General features: G+C 43.4%; 15 protein-coding genes. 6 read left to right on the forward strand and 9 right to left on the reverse strand.

Annotated features, from left to right (window positions below; all coding sequences use genetic code 11):
* The first annotated feature begins 449 nt into the window (after positions 1-449).
* Positions 450-2096, forward strand: a complete 1647-nt coding sequence (locus tag MKY92_RS24405; RefSeq protein ID WP_339297948.1) for an RNA polymerase sigma factor — start codon at positions 450-452, stop codon at positions 2094-2096.
* Between the two features lie 218 nt (positions 2097-2314).
* Here MKY92_RS24405 and MKY92_RS24410 read toward each other — a convergent pair whose 3' ends face one another.
* The 3 genes from MKY92_RS24410 to MKY92_RS24420 all read right to left on the reverse strand — a co-directional run bounded on the left by MKY92_RS24410 (position 2315) and on the right by MKY92_RS24420 (position 4943).
* Positions 2315-2824, reverse strand: a complete 510-nt coding sequence (locus MKY92_RS24410; RefSeq protein WP_339297949.1) for a DnaA N-terminal domain-containing protein — start codon at positions 2822-2824, stop codon at positions 2315-2317.
* A 413-nt stretch (positions 2825-3237) separates the two neighbouring features.
* On the reverse strand, positions 3238-3903 hold the full coding sequence (locus MKY92_RS24415) for a cyanophycinase (protein WP_282320280.1): 666 nt from the start codon (positions 3901-3903) through the stop codon (positions 3238-3240).
* A gap of 137 nt (positions 3904-4040) precedes the next feature.
* Complete coding sequence (locus MKY92_RS24420; RefSeq protein ID WP_339297950.1) at positions 4041-4943, reverse strand: GNAT family N-acetyltransferase; 903 nt, start codon at positions 4941-4943, stop codon at positions 4041-4043.
* A gap of 256 nt (positions 4944-5199) precedes the next feature.
* Here MKY92_RS24420 and MKY92_RS24425 point away from each other — a divergent pair, with 256 nt between their 5' ends.
* A complete protein-coding gene (locus tag MKY92_RS24425) occupies positions 5200-6018 on the forward strand; it encodes a hypothetical protein (RefSeq protein WP_339297951.1) in 819 nt (272 codons plus the stop codon).
* Between the two features lie 109 nt (positions 6019-6127).
* Here the strand turns inward: MKY92_RS24425 and MKY92_RS24430 are convergent, their stop codons facing one another.
* The gene (locus MKY92_RS24430) at positions 6128-7663 is read right to left on the reverse strand and encodes a helicase DnaB (RefSeq protein ID WP_339297952.1); all 1536 of its coding nucleotides are present in this window, start codon (positions 7661-7663) and stop codon (positions 6128-6130) included.
* A 385-nt stretch (positions 7664-8048) separates the two neighbouring features.
* On the reverse strand, positions 8049-8342 hold the full coding sequence (locus MKY92_RS24435) for a YuiB family protein (RefSeq protein ID WP_017692435.1): 294 nt from the start codon (positions 8340-8342) through the stop codon (positions 8049-8051).
* Positions 8343-8624: 282 nt separating this feature from the next.
* Between MKY92_RS24435 and hemQ the strand changes: the two genes are divergently transcribed.
* Entirely contained in the window at positions 8625-9371 is a 747-nt protein-coding gene (hemQ, locus tag MKY92_RS24440; protein ID WP_149846789.1) for a hydrogen peroxide-dependent heme synthase, read from the forward strand.
* 333 nt (positions 9372-9704) lie between these two features.
* On the opposite strand, the gene MKY92_RS24445 is transcribed toward hemQ, so the two are convergent.
* On the reverse strand, positions 9705-9956 hold the full coding sequence (locus MKY92_RS24445) for a hypothetical protein (protein ID WP_091037868.1): 252 nt from the start codon (positions 9954-9956) through the stop codon (positions 9705-9707).
* Positions 9953-11146 (reverse strand): NAD(P)/FAD-dependent oxidoreductase, encoded by a 1194-nt coding sequence (locus tag MKY92_RS24450; protein WP_036605766.1) that lies wholly within the window; start codon positions 11144-11146, stop codon positions 9953-9955. The genes MKY92_RS24445 and MKY92_RS24450 overlap by 4 nt, the downstream gene beginning before the upstream one ends.
* Positions 11147-11670: 524 nt before the next feature.
* Between MKY92_RS24450 and MKY92_RS24455 the strand changes: the two genes are divergently transcribed.
* On the forward strand, positions 11671-12672 hold the full coding sequence (locus MKY92_RS24455) for an NAD(P)/FAD-dependent oxidoreductase (RefSeq protein WP_036673343.1): 1002 nt from the start codon (positions 11671-11673) through the stop codon (positions 12670-12672).
* 76 nt (positions 12673-12748) lie between these two features.
* Complete coding sequence (locus MKY92_RS24460; protein ID WP_074096361.1) at positions 12749-13000, forward strand: hypothetical protein; 252 nt, start codon at positions 12749-12751, stop codon at positions 12998-13000.
* Positions 13001-13021: 21 nt separating this feature from the next.
* Here the strand turns inward: MKY92_RS24460 and MKY92_RS24465 are convergent, their stop codons facing one another.
* Entirely contained in the window at positions 13022-13165 is a 144-nt protein-coding gene (locus MKY92_RS24465; RefSeq protein WP_017692430.1) for a sporulation histidine kinase inhibitor Sda, read from the reverse strand.
* Between the two features lie 355 nt (positions 13166-13520).
* Positions 13521-14180 (reverse strand): YheC/YheD family protein, encoded by a 660-nt coding sequence (locus MKY92_RS24470; RefSeq protein ID WP_339297953.1) that lies wholly within the window; start codon positions 14178-14180, stop codon positions 13521-13523.
* Positions 14181-14417: 237 nt separating this feature from the next.
* On the opposite strand from MKY92_RS24470, the gene MKY92_RS24475 reads away from it, so the two are divergent.
* Positions 14418-14672, forward strand: coding sequence for a hypothetical protein (locus tag MKY92_RS24475; protein WP_017692428.1), 255 nt, complete (start codon positions 14418-14420; stop codon positions 14670-14672).
* Positions 14673-14689 lie beyond the last annotated feature (17 nt).

Raw genomic sequence — 14689 nt, forward strand, 5'->3', positions numbered from 1 at the left:
ATAAAAAGAGAGTAGCATATATCTGGAATAATAAGTAATCATTATCCCCTATTAAACTCATAAATTCTCCTGATATTACAGTTCTGCCCACCACTTCTGGTTAACTACGGAACGAAAGAGTACCCAAGTACCCGAAGAAGAACTTCGACTCGTGCTCCTAGTTTGTATCCTCCCATAGTTGAACGAAAAAAAGTATCTTATATACTAAAAGTGAGACCTTTACATCTAAAGTAATCTTCAACTTGTTCAATTCTTTTCCAATATACTTAACAAAAAGTTCATAACGTCTCTTTAACTATTCAAACGATCTACTCTTGATGTTTGTAATTATACGTGTATGAGTGATCCGGTAGGACGTCCAAATTTTTTTAAAAATAATCCCAACCTTTATTTCGCCTGGCACACTATATAATTGTCAGGAATTACAGATGCAACTATGGAGGCAAAAGATGGATTCAATTGGTAAAAACGGAAAAGAAGCCGCGGAAGCGATTCGGAGCTATGTCAAACCGATTTTCGGTTTTGCGTTAAACCGGGTCAAGCACCGGGCCGAGGCGGAGGATCTGGCTCAGGAGATTATGCTGCAGTTGTTGAAATCCTTCTCTGGGGTGCGGGACATTAGAAGCCTTGACGCTTACGTCTGGACGGTTGCTCGATACACTTGGGTGAATTGGTTGAAAAAGCGTGCACACGCTCCCCAAGCGATCGAAATCAACGGTATGTCCGAACTGTCTGCCGCCCCTTCCCGGGAGCCGCTTGACCGGCTGCTGGTAACCGAAGCTTACCGCGAGCTCCGCCGAGAAGTCGCGTTTCTGTCCGACATCCATCGCCGGATCGTGGTCATGCATTACTACGACGAGCTTAAAATCGGCGATATCGCGATTGCTCTGAACATTCCTGTCAACACGGTGAAGTGGCATTTGAGCGAGGCCAAAAAGAAGTTACGGAAAGGGATGAAACGTATGCGTGCAACAAGAACTTTAAGTGTCAATCCGGTCAGTATGAGGGAAATGGGCCATTCCGGTTCGGCCGGCAGCCTTGGCGAAACCAACGATTTTCTTGGACGCGCCTTGGCGCAAAATATCGTTTACGCGGCTTATCATAAGGCGCGTACCGTACATCAAATCGCGGAGGAGCTCGGAATGCCGCCGTCTTTGCTGGAAGGCGAAGTCCGGCACCTGGCCGATTACAATTTTCTCATCCAAACCTCTCCCGGCAAATATCAAAGCAATACCATCGTCTGGGACCTCTTCGAGTTAGCCGTAGCTGGTCATCAATTCTGGCAAGATTGCGCCGCCGAAGTGGCCGATGTTCATTTCGATGCGTTAATGGAAGTTCGCCGACAAGTCGAGGATAGCGGAGTGTACGTTCCGGACGACGACTATAACTTCCTGCTCTGGACCTTGTTGCCCAAGAACGTCGAGGAGCAATCTTGGCGGAGCATGCCGGCGGGCGACAACTTCGATGCGGTCGCACCAATGCGAAAGGACGGAGGTCAGTATATTGCCTATGCGGCGTTGAACACGAGCAGCAATGCCGATCCGGGTTTTGATATGAGTAGTTACGTCACCTTCGGTCCGTCGCTCCGCTACGTCGAAGACTCTCCTTTATACTTGTGGCAATTCAATACGTACTGGAGCGACCGCCAGGTGGATTGGCGTTCCCTGGAATACCGGAATGTCGAGATTTGTCATGCGTTCCAACAAGGAGAACTGCCCGACAACGAAGAGAACAGCGAGCAATATTCGTTCCTGCTGGAGAAGGAGTACATCCGCAAGACGGAGGAGGGGTACAAGTTCAATGCGCTCTGGATTGACTCTCCGCAAACGTTGGATCGGTTGAACAAGGCAATGCCGGATTTGTCCGCTCTGTATGCGCCTGCTGTCGGCAAGCTCTACGATAAAATGCTCAAGCTGTTCCTGCAAAATCAGCCGAAGCATTTGGAGCCGCAGCTTGCTTACATGGTGAGAGGCAACACCGGCGGAGGCCGGCTTGTCGCTTATATTTTGAAGCATTTGATCGATAACGGGAAGTTGAAACCGCCGTTGCCGCACCAGCAGAAGACGATTTCGACCTGGATGGGGCCGGTCAAATAAGTGGGTTCGGAAATGTATACGAAGATTAGTCGTTCCCGGGCGGTGGCCATTTTTACACAAACTCTGTCTGTCCAACGAAGTGATTAGGACATCGCTATTTCACACGGCCCCCTCCTGAACGTATGGAAATGATTAAAAACTACCCATGACGCATATGCGCCATGGGTAGTTTTTAATCGCAATCATATAACTTTTCCCGCTAGCTGAATGCTCAAACTTTATGGTTCTGTATTTTCAGTACCTTTAGAAAAACGAAAGGTTACCTCTAAATCACTATCCCCTCTAATTTCATCTATAGTTTTTGAAATCATTTGGGAGTACCTCTGATATAACCAGTCTGTGGCAAACTGATCTTGACCTGAAATAATGAGGGTGTTGTCAATTTGAATTGCTGTAGCACTTGTAAACCACCTATCAAAGCTTGGCTGAGAGATTTGGTCTTTTATTTTTTTTAGAACTGACTTCCAAATGTCATTCTTGTTATTAAGTATATTCGTTCTAGTTGCATGAGCATCATTCTCTTCTTGAGTTAGGATATAATCTACGGTATTATTAAAAATCTTGGATAATTGAACTAATATATCAATATCAGGTAAACAATCACCTCTCTCCCACTTTGAAACAGCCTGATGACTAACTTTTAAAACCTCACCAAGTTGTGTTTGCGTCATGGATAACTCTTTACGGTTTCTTGCTATGATCTCCCCGACCCTCTTAATATTTATCATTGTTTCACCTCCTACAATGAATATTAGTTCAGGAACTTATTTATGTACATCTAATTGTGGTTGAAACCCTCTTCAAATTGCAACTCATAGTTTCATTAAACTATCCTGCCCGTTAGCTTAATAAGGAGCTCATCATCCTAATATAATTTTTCGAGTTCTCCACTTTCTGTAAAGGTATACCAATAAGGATCGTTAGCATTTGTGCAACGATCCCTATTGTCCGTCCGCTAGTTGAAAACAGCAGATGATCACTTTGAAACCCTGCCGACTATAGGCCCTAGGAATATTAAGATTGCATCTGTTTACAAACAGTATTCCAATTATAAAAAGGAGATCTGAGATGATCACCTGTTAGCCATGATTTTATACATTAAAAGGAATTACTTATGTAAGGTCACAGCCACTCACCCTAATTAGAGCGTCTCAACCAACTTCTGAATCTTGGAGTGGGAAATTAAATATACAGGTCCCATTATTTCTATTTTGCCGTCCTTTACACGTATAGCGCTCTCCTGTTCTGCCGCATAAACATCAATCGCTTCAGACAAGGGGGACAGGTAGCCTTGAACAAACGTGGCGTAGTCGCGTTGAGAATGAGATTCGTAGGCAAAATGATCAAAACCAATACCATTATAAATAGTACTTGTTTCAACTTCATCAGTGTTATTCAAGCTTAACCATTTTGCAGCCATGTTTAACGCACCGGCGCTGGCACCCATGATAATGGCATTGCTATTCTTAATAACATCCGATAATTCATAATCCAACAAAAAATCGTTCTGTAAAACAGGATATCCACCACATAAAAAAATGACAGAAGCGTTCCGAATGAATCGCTGAGCATCTTCTTTCTGCATACGGTAATCGATGAAATGATATTCATCAAAAATAATGTTAGCCTGATTCAACCATGTCCATTCAGAAACATCATCAAAGTTAACTTGCTCATCTTTATAACCAGACGGATTAGCACTAATCATAACAAGCGATTTTCTGTCTTGTATATCCTCCTGTAAACAATGGACCAGCTTCTCAGGAAAAAAATGATTAAACCAACTGAAATAGTAGTGAGTTTTCAAACTTAATTACCTCCATATGTATTATTTACATTCATCCATTCTTAACGAAAACATATTATACATGCTAGAAAGATGAACGGTTCTTCAGCCGCGTTAACCTGCTCGTTGGCTTAAACAATCGCATCACTAAACGATTCTTACTTTACTAATGCATATATGTTCGTGTCTCTTAATTCACTTCCATCAACAGACAGGTCTTCATTCCTAATAACACCTTCCATGTCAAACTTCAATCTTTCGGGGATCATCTTGCTTTTAGTGTTTTTAGTATCACAGCGTATTTCTATTCGATTTGCATTCAAATGATTAAAAGCAAAATCAGTGATACCTTGTACAGCTTCAGTCATATAACCTTTCCCACTATACCTAGTATCAATCCAATACCCAATTTCAAACTTTCGAACTTCCCAATCATGGTGTACTTTATTGGGCTGATTGTTCAATCCCTCGTTTTCACCCTTATTAACAATTGAAATCAGATCTTGAATAGACATGATCGTAACGCCTCCCCATTCTTTCAGTTCCTTTTTAAGTTTTTCCAAAGCTCTGTAGAGTCTGTTCTTTACTGCACTTTCACGCATCCCTACGATCTTAGAAATTTCAAGCAGTGTGCAGTCCACAAAAAAGCGTAATGCAATGATTTCCTGGTCGGTTTCATTTAACTTTTTCAGCGCAACTCCGATATCAATTCGAAAATCAACATACTTCGTAAATTCAAGGGAGATCGACTGTGATTCATATCCCGCAAAATCAAACGGAGTTTCTTTTTTTCGCGATAACCTTCGATATTCGTTTTTCATTGTATTCTGAGCAATCTTGAATATCCACGTAAATAAATTTGATTTCCCTTGGAATCGGTGAAGATTCTCGACTGCTTTTAAAAACACCTGTTGAGTCAAATCATCTGCAACCATCGGATTCAATTTCAGGGAAAAGTACTTGCAAATCCTTTGACGATACAGCTCATAAGTGTTTTCAAAGTTAGTGATGCTTTCCTGTTTATCCGGATAAACAGGTTTTGTGTCATGAGCTCCTGACATGGTAAGAACCTCCTCTTGATTTACAATGAATTAGACACCAGAGAGAGTCAGAAGGCCACATAAATATAAAATAAATATGTATTCAACCTTTCAGGTTTGTTACTTACAGGACTAATCACCCTTTTTGAAATCTCATTTCATATCATCTCTATGATTTCATATCTTTACAAATTTATAACGATAAGCAAAGATTGGAATAGTTCTGGAGGGAATCACATCATGTAAATCGACTTTCCAAAATGAAGGAGAGATAATAATGAAATACACCAATGTTTTATTATCAAGCGTAATTGTCTTAGGAAGCATGGGCACGTTATCAACTGCATCATCTTCGTTTCATACTTCTAATAAAGTAGCACACATTGCTGCTGACTCAACATCTGTGAACTCTTCGACATATCAGAGTATATCTAAGTTTGAAAAAACAATAAGCTCAAACAAAATTGTCTGGAGAGGTGACAACATCACGATAACCGCGAACACCTTAAAGCTAGATGCTGCTGCCGATTTTGAACAAAACATCATTGACACCATTGTAGTTACTCATGGTAAAGAAAAGCACACCCTACAAACAGGAGATTTTGAGGTTAAATTATTGGATATAACTAGTGTTGCTGAATCTCCATCGAATGAATGGATTACTATCCAAGTAGAAAAAAGTGCTGGCAGCAACCTCATTCTCATGAACCTTAAAACAGGAAAGTACACAATTTTAAACGAACGTCTTGAAAAAGCAGGTAAAAAAAATGTAGAAACCATTTCATCATATAATTGGTCACCAAAAGAAGATATCATTGCATTTTCTTACGGAAATACGGTGAAAAGCACTTTGGCAATATACGATACTAAGAAAGACCGTTTTATTTATCTCCCTCGGGCAACCAACTATATTAGCACCGGTTTAATTTTATGGCATAAGAACGGAAAAAATATGGATTACATTAGTGAGTATCCTTCAGATCAATGGATTCTTTTCAGATACGATACAGGAAGCAAAAAAGTTAAGCCTGTAAAAAAAATCACAAAAAAGGAATTTCAGCAGTGGTTTAAATTAGATAAATATCCTACGAAATAATAAAAAAATTTGATTGGACGGAAAATACGTTTCTTCAGTTCAACTTATATAGCAAAAAGGCGAGTCTCCATTAATCGGGGGACTCGCCTTTCTGCTATATAGTAAATATTTAAGAAGTACCTTTTTGCTTACTCGCCTGCATCTGCTGGGCAAATCTCATCATCTCTTCGAACTCTTCCTCAGATACGGCATCCCCATCGGTGCTTATGTCTTGTACAATTGGAATTTCGGGTTTGGCTTTGGTTCCTTTGCCGTATGTACGGGTACGGGTTCCAGCTGCACCAGCAGCCTGTTTGCCTTTGACCTTGGCCTGGTCGCGAATATATTGCACAGCTTTCTCATATGAGTTTACCTGCTTAAGTAACATGTTGGAGGCAATGGCCTCAACGAAGTTACGGTTAATCCGCTGCTCTCCGCCGGATACAAGCAATGCCATCAAATAATGAATCAATACATTAATGACTTCACCAGGCAACTTGTAGCTCAGATCAATTTTCTCGAATATATCGATCAGATTGTCCGGAACTGCACCTGGGAAGAACGTCTGCAGCAGACGTGTATATGGCTCATTACGCAGCATCATGTTGTATTGATGAATATCACACTTAGTCATAAATTGCGGAGGTACTTCGACGTAGTACTCCATCTGCACTCCATGCTCAACAGGTGGTTCACCAGAGTCCTCTTTCCGTTCAGGCTCCTCCATATGCTGTCTCAGTGCCACGACCTTGGCTGCCTGTACAGTCTGTTGTTCATGACGCTTCTTCGTCTGTCTGAACTGCATGCTCGCCTTATGCTGAAGATCATCCAGAATCAGCTGGCCCTGTGGACTGAAGATATCATCTTCGTCCAGGAGTCGGCATACATCCTGCACACTGAGATTAAACTTGTTCACTACATAATTTACAATGCCCAATTGTTCATGATCAAATCGCAATTGTTCTACATGACGACGATTGACCGACTCCCGCGGGAAACGCAAAATAATGTCGGCATAGTTCAAACTGTTTTCTTCCGCTGCATCATTCGTGCCTGTCCGCTGAGCCGTAGTGGATACTTCCGACAAAGCCTGCTCCAACTCGTAATCAATCACATGGGTATTCAATTCAAATATATCGTAAAAGGGAACGGAAATATTCTCTTTATTGGCTACCGGATAAGGTGCGTCGCCATTTTCGACTGCCGAGAAACCGGAACGCAGGGAAAGCACTGCGAATTTGCCTATCTTGTCACGAAGCAGCAGTGTCAAATGCTGTGTCCGGAAAAACTCTGCCGGAGAGAGCGGCGGTTGCAGCTCATATTCGTAGATGTAATCATCATTTTCCGGTATATATAGCCGTGAAGTCTGAAGTAACCCTACTGCCTCAAGCTTGGATGTCTGCTCTAACATATATTTGCGCCCTTTCTCACTTGGCTCCAAGCCAAGTGTCATGAACAGCCTCCGTTGCTGTTCAAGCGGCGAATAACCGACCTGTTCACCGGGAAGATGCTGAAACAACAGCCGATACAAGCCAACCGCAAAAGCACCTACCATGGGCTGGTATGCTCCTGTAAGCATACGGTCATCCAGGGCGCTAAGTCCAAACTCCCTGTATACGCAGTAGCGATGATGTTCAGTATAATGGTGCAGATTCTTCATGCGCATAGCCTGATCTCCTTCTCCCCAAAAGTATGTTTATCTATTCTATCATAAATGTCTGATCCTCAAATGCTCAAAAACAGGTAAAAAGGTGGCCTGTTCTCGCTCCGTTTCGTCCTAGGTCGACATCATTCACGTTTTCGCCGAATTTAGCAAATTTCTAAAATAAAAATGTCGAGAGCCGCTAGAATACTATAAAAGCTGTAGCCGCAGAATACAAGGGAATATCTAAAGAGAATGTTCTCCAGATGTATATGAAGTACAAGTGTACAATAATCCTTCTAATAAAAATGAACAGCAAAAAAGCCTTCCCTTTGTACTCGTAAGCGTTTACGACAAAGACAAGACTTTCACGCGATTACAGTGGCATGTGTTGCCTCTTTCCATCAATCTAAAACATTCTGTACCCACCCAAACGTAACTTCTGAATCGTCCAGCCACTGATTACCGCACCAGCCAGTCCAGCGATGCCCGTCATATAGTCTACAAGCTGGAAAGATCCCAGATGTGACATCAGAGATGACGAATGATCCCATAGAGAGTACACGACAACAGGCAATATCACAATGATGAACAGATAGGAAGGAAACCAGGTGGTCTTCATCAGCATGTTCAGAATGAAACCGATACCAAACATCATAACGAAAAATAATACCATCAATACCAACACAGGTATAAATTGCATCGGGAGACATTCACCTCTTCTTTCACACTTTCAGGTTTCACTTCTGGATAGTAGTTAGTGTACCGCAAAAAATGTGGCGAAGCAACGAACTTTCTGGACAAATTTCCCTATATTTATACTCTGTTCATTTGCCCTTCTGGTTCATGTTGGGATACAATGTAAACGATAAAGCACTCACCCGTCCCTTATAGTGCGTGTTCAAAAAGACTGGTTTTCAGTCGAACTTTTTGAACAACCTCTTATAGGGATTTGGAAATATACCTTGCAGGAGGAACAAAACCAATGAACGAAGCCGCATCAACACTGGAGGGCTGGTATGCCCTGCATGATTTTCGCTCGATTAACTGGGCCGCCTGGAAAGCAGCAGATGATGAAGAACGTGCGGTAGCACTGGACGAGCTGGAGGAATTCTGGAAAGAATGGAAAGAAGTCGAGAATTCCTCCCAGGGAAGCACTGTCGTTTATACCGTAGTGGGACAAAAGGCTGACCTTTGCATGATGCACCTGCGTGAAACGCTGGAAGATCTGAAGGCTGTTGAGAACGCGTTTAACAAAACGATGTTTGCCCAATACACAACCAAATCGTATTCCTACGTCAGTGTAGTGGAACTGAGCAACTATCTTGGCAAAGAAGGCGAAGACCCGATGCAGAATCCGGAAATTATCGCCCGTCTGAAACCTGTTCTGCCACAACGACAATACATTTGCTTCTATCCAATGAACAAAAAACGTGAGCTGAACGACAACTGGTACATGCTGTCCATGGACGAGCGTCGCACCATGATGCGCAGTCACGGCATGATTGGTCGTAGCTACGCAGGTAAAGTGAAACAGATCATTACCGGCTCTGTCGGTTTCGACGATTGGGAATGGGGCGTTACGCTATTTGCGGATGATGCACTTCAGTTCAAAAAACTCGTCTATGAGATGCGTTTCGATGAAGTTAGCGCCCGTTATGGCGAATTCGGTTCGTTCTATGTGGGAAGTCTGTTGAACGAAGAAACACTGGAAGACATGCTTAAGCTGTAAAAATAGCACAAAGCACAATAAAGCACCGCGACATCTCCTCTTGAGGATATTGTCAGCGGTGCTTTATTATCTATCAATATTCTACTACCTCAAGCTTGATTTAGATCTATATTGTTTGAACTATTTATTTACACAAAAACGGAAAGGACAGAAAAAACCTGAAAAAGCGAAGCTACAAGCTTTCTGAAAGAAAGCTACTTCGAAAGCATCCACTTCGCCTAAAAGCTTTCTGAAAGAAAGCTGCATCGGAAGCATACGCTATCACCGGATTTTCCCTTTAACAAAGGGGAATCAAAAAAATCTGGGGATAACAGCGATTGGAAGGTTATGTCTCTAATCCTGCTCCTCATCAACCGCTTTTAGCGATTCGAGGAACTCGGCTGTGGCCCGGTCACGGTCACGCCCCTTCTCTTTAAGCCGCTCAATCGCAGGCATAATGAGAATATCTACTTCTTTCTGCACGATGTAGGCCAGATCATACTGATCCTGTTCCTCCAGATAACCCCCGACCTGCATCAGGGCGTTGTATCGATCCAACTCTTCACGTGTTAATAGTCCCCGGACCTGAACACTGCAATGTCTCATCCAAAAAACCGCCCTTTCTTCAGGACTAGTGGAATACCACCAATGATGAACAGATAACGCAAATCAACCAGCTTCTTCAACTGAGCTGCTTTCCAGCCCTTGTATTTCTTGCCGCCTACAACGGCGATGGCTTCACCTTTACCCAATGAGGCAACCGTGCCTTTGCTCGTAAATACAAAAGGTTGTGGCTGTTTCTTGCGAATGGATGCCACGACGTTCTTGGCGCAGTTCACACCCTGCTGCATCGCAATCTGGGCTGTTGGCGGATAAGGCCGTCCTTCGGCATTGAACACAAGCGAATTATCACCAATGACATAAACATGTTCATGTCCAGGGGCACGCAGATAATCATCTACCTTCACACGTCCTCGCATCACTTCAAGACCTGCCTGTTCAAGCAGTGAGTTACCGCGAATACCGCCGGTCCATACGACTGTAGCCGCATCGAGCTTTTCACCCTCACCCACAATAACCCCGTCCGGAAGACATTGCTTGATTGGGACACCAATTTTGAAAGTAACGCCCTTCTTCTTGAGCACATTCATCGCATGTTCTACCAATTCCGGGTCAAATCCAGGCAAGGCCGAAGGCGCTGCCTCTACATTATAGATGTGCACATGTTTTGGATTCACGTCGAACTCCTTGCACAGCTGTGGAATACGATCTGCAAGTTCAGCTACGAATTCAACACCACTGAAACCCGCTCCACCTACGACAAACCGAATACGATTTCGTTTGTTATCGTTTTTGTACATCGCAAATTGATATTCGATGTGTTCACGAATCAGTCTGACCGAGTTAATGCTGCGGATTGTCATGGCGTGATCGAGCATCCCCGGAATACCGAAGGTCTCAGGCTCACCGCCTAGTCCAATAATCAGATAATCATAGGATAACGTGCCGTCCTCCAGAATAATCTTCCGATCCTGCAGACGAATCTCCTTCACGGAAGACTTGACCAGATCAATTTTGAACTCATCAATCAGCTTGGAAATAGGGACTCTTGCATGCTCAATGGTATCCGTGCCGGCTGCCGGCATATGTAGATGTGTAGTAATATAATGATAATCATGCCGGTTCACCAATGTGACATCGGCCTCGTTATAGTTCAATTCCTTCTGCAGCCGCTGGGCTGTCAGAATCCCGCCATAGCCCGCGCCGAGGATGACGATTTTGGGAATACTGCTCATGTCTATACCCCTTCCGGTTTCACTTGCATCAGCCCGATCTTGGGTGAGATGCAAAATGCACATACTTACAAATATTGATGAGGTCTTGCCCATTATGACGACAAATGTTAACTTCGCGAATTTATTTAAACGTTTGCATCAAAATTGATCCGTTTGTATGCAAGTTATCGTTTTAAGTTGTGAAATTAACCACAAGATTCTACAAAACACGGGATCTCTCTTCATATTACATATTGACTCTAAATTAGACAAAAAAACACATAGTACAGGTCAAGGATATCTGTATTTCTGGTAAATATCAAGGTTTTTTTTGTTATTTTTCATAACCTTTCATTTCCAATTTCATCCTATTCTCATCTGATCTTCATCAATTGTTCTCAGTTTAGTGACGCCGCTAACTTTGCAACCCTGAGTACACCGTTTATAATAGGAAGGACAGTTCAGCACCCATGCTGGTTACGATCCGTAGCCTGCACATTCTTTCTGTTAACTACCTATTAAAATATGAAAGGTGTTGTTGATTCTTGACTGCACAAAATTCCAGTCATGATATGACTGATTTACTTATTATCGGTGGAGGCCCTGCGGGTCTGTTCGCTGCGTTTTATGGCGGGATGCGTCAGGCATCCGTTACACTGGTTGAAAGCATGCCACAGCTTGGCGGACAACTTGCCGCTCTTTACCCGGAGAAATACATCTATGATGTAGCCGGATTCCCGAAAGTAACGGCTCAGGAACTGGTGAATAACCTCGTTGAGCAAATGAATCATTTTAACCCGAACATCCGCCTTGAAGAAAAGGTTGTATCGGTGGAGAAAAAGGATGAACAACATTTCATCGTGAAGACGGATGAGAATGAATATCATGCCAAAGCTGTCATTATTACAGCTGGTGTAGGTGCATTCGAACCACGTCGCCTGGAGCTTGAAGGTGCTGCCAAGTTCGAGAAGAGCAACCTGCACTACTTCATCAGTGATCTGAATGCCTTCGCTGGCAAAAAGGTACTGATCAGTGGCGGCGGTGACTCTGCGGTAGACTGGGCACTCATGTTGGAGCCGATCGCTGAGCAAGTGACGCTGATCCATCGCCGGGACAAGTTCCGTGCGCATGAGCACAGTGTCGAAAACCTGATGAATTCCAAGGTTAATGTCGTTACACCGACCGAAATCACGGAACTTCACGGAGATGACACGATTACCAAAGTAACCCTTTCCCATGTGAAAACCAAAGAAACTCAGGAAATTGAAGTAGATGATGTGATCGTTAACTTCGGATTTGTCTCTTCTCTCGGACCAATTGCCGAGTGGGGTATCGAAATTGATAGTAACTCCATCGTTGTTGATTCCCGCATGGAAACATCCATTCCAGGAATCTTCGCTGCCGGTGATATCACAACATACCCGGGTAAACTGAAACTGATCGCTGTCGGATTCGGCGAAGCTCCAACAGCTGTCAACAATGCGAAGGTATACTTCGATCCGGATGCCAAGTTGTCCCCAGGACACAGCAGTAACATGAAACGCTAGTTTTGCTGAAATAACATATATTGATACAAAAAAGGGTATCTTACTCCTGAGTGAATCCATATCAGGAGGGATACCCTTGTCTTATATATGCCCGCTGTGTAACGGTCTGGTTGTACCGGAGCAGGCTTGCCCCCACTGCCTTCAGGGACTGTTAGAATGCGGCAAATTGGATGATTACACCGGACCATACAGCCCCTACGTATTCCAACCTTCCTCTGACACGGCAGACGAAGTCGAAAACGTTTGCAATCATGTGATGTACTGTCACCATTGTCAGACGAGCACGCCATGGCCTGTCTCACTATGGGACTTGTCCGGAAACCTGTAACATTGCCTGCAATGAGGATCTCTAGTGAAGAATGGCAGATACGTCGGTACCCAGTTTGCGCTTATGGATTTCTGCCAACAGCAGTGCGATGAAATCTCGTTCGAGATTCAACTCAATCGCTTTATGGTAGGAATCCAACAACATCTCATCGGATAACATAGCCATTTCCCGCCACAACCTTTCCTTTTTTTTCCTCAAAACTATCATATCAGAGATTCATATAGAGAACAAGCGTTCTTGTTATCCACAACGATATGTGGAAATCCTGTGCATAGTTTGTTGATAAATGGAAAATATATAGAGTAATCAACGTGTATAGTGTGGACAATATTTATGCACAGGAAGTTTGTACTACTGTCAGAACGTTTATCAGCGTATTTTTTTTGGAATAAATTCATAGTTTCAAGACTTGTTGCGAGTAAATTACCCGGTAATGTAAAATTTCAAACGGTTTTCATAACGTTTTCTTCTATATATTATCGGTTTTTCTTGGATTTTCTTGAGCTTTCCCATTCATTTTCTATTGGGGTCTGGTATTTACTTCCAAAATCCAGATCTTGCCTGAATAATCCAGTCCATAATCAAATCCAAGCTGACCTACACCAGGGAACTGACTCTCCATAATGTACGTACATGTCAGTGTAAGTGAACGCATCTCCCGGCGTTTGTGCCGACCGGATATATGTGGCAGGGATAAACCAAGAGCTCGCCTTCCTGATAACATGGTGCCACCCTTGCTCAGATTCGTCACACAGAGCCCGGGACGAGCGAGTCGTCCTACTAAAGAACGGAATACCCAGCCTCGTTGGGTTTTAACAACTTTGACTCTGTAATCAACAGGTCTCCCTTGAATTGTTGCCAGATGAATGCCTTGCTGGATCAAGTACTTTCGTCTAGCCTTTACACGCACCAGAGAGCGATACATCTGGCTGAAACTGGTGAAAGAACGGGTCGTTTTCATATGGGTGTATCGATAAGCCCCACCGCTCGCCGATACCCGGATGACACCGTAACCTCCACCACCGACAATAGGTTTGACATACACCATTCCATAACGACTGAGCATTTGCTGCAGATTACCCGGGTTGAATGCCTTGGTCTGTGGGATATGGACAGCAGCTACCGGGTATTTCATCAGAGCCGCTGTCTTCCGCCATTTGCTTGCAAGTTGTCTCGACATGGGTTGATCTCCTTCCTTGAAACAATAGTCCTTCCTTATACATACTCAACAGAAGCCTTGCTTTCTTGGATGTCTGTCCACGGCAATGGCCCCTTTTCCATGTAACCTGTCCCAGGGTGATGGCGGAAACGGGAACAAGCGCCCGGTTTGCTTTTCAAACAAGTCAATCTGTCGTATGCTACTAAGGAATGGCTTGGAAGGGCTTAAATATGAGGATCTAAGGAGCGTTCAGAACAAATGGAAGCATTTTTCAAATCACTTTATGGCGTAGCCTATTTTGCAATGTCGATCGTTCTGGTAGCTGTTACGGTACTTCTCTTTGTCACAGGTATTCGACTGTTTATGCAAAAGCGTAATCGCGGCTTTGCCGTGAGTTGTCTTATATTTGCCTGTTTCATCGTCTTTATCATTGTTGTTATGTTAACTACGCCCTTCTCTGCCACACCGCCGGGTTCACCGGAAGCCATGGCTGCCCTTCTTCACTTTGGGTAGTTGAACTCTGTAGAAGG

It is taken from the genome of Paenibacillus sp. FSL R5-0623, assembly GCF_037974265.1.
Classification (GTDB): domain Bacteria; phylum Bacillota; class Bacilli; order Paenibacillales; family Paenibacillaceae; genus Paenibacillus.

Excerpts from the sequence above, each read along its gene's own strand:
- MKY92_RS24405 (WP_339297948.1), top strand. The coding sequence starts at position 450 with ATGGATTCAATTGGTAAAAACGGAAAAGAAGCCGCGGAAGCGATTCGG.
- MKY92_RS24410 (WP_339297949.1), bottom strand. The coding sequence starts at position 2,824 with ATGATAAATATTAAGAGGGTCGGGGAGATCATAGCAAGAAACCGTAAA.
- MKY92_RS24420 (WP_339297950.1), bottom strand. The coding sequence starts at position 4,943 with ATGTCAGGAGCTCATGACACAAAACCTGTTTATCCGGATAAACAGGAA.
- MKY92_RS24425 (WP_339297951.1), top strand. The coding sequence starts at position 5,200 with ATGAAATACACCAATGTTTTATTATCAAGCGTAATTGTCTTAGGAAGC.
- MKY92_RS24430 (WP_339297952.1), bottom strand. The coding sequence starts at position 7,663 with ATGCGCATGAAGAATCTGCACCATTATACTGAACATCATCGCTACTGC.
- MKY92_RS24435 (WP_017692435.1), bottom strand. The coding sequence starts at position 8,342 with ATGCAATTTATACCTGTGTTGGTATTGATGGTATTATTTTTCGTTATG.
- hemQ (WP_149846789.1), top strand. The coding sequence starts at position 8,625 with ATGAACGAAGCCGCATCAACACTGGAGGGCTGGTATGCCCTGCATGAT.
- MKY92_RS24445 (WP_091037868.1), bottom strand. The coding sequence starts at position 9,956 with ATGAGACATTGCAGTGTTCAGGTCCGGGGACTATTAACACGTGAAGAG.
- MKY92_RS24450 (WP_036605766.1), bottom strand. The coding sequence starts at position 11,146 with ATGAGCAGTATTCCCAAAATCGTCATCCTCGGCGCGGGCTATGGCGGG.
- MKY92_RS24465 (WP_017692430.1), bottom strand. The coding sequence starts at position 13,165 with ATGGCTATGTTATCCGATGAGATGTTGTTGGATTCCTACCATAAAGCG.
- MKY92_RS24470 (WP_339297953.1), bottom strand. The coding sequence starts at position 14,180 with ATGTCGAGACAACTTGCAAGCAAATGGCGGAAGACAGCGGCTCTGATG.
- MKY92_RS24475 (WP_017692428.1), top strand. The coding sequence starts at position 14,418 with ATGGAAGCATTTTTCAAATCACTTTATGGCGTAGCCTATTTTGCAATG.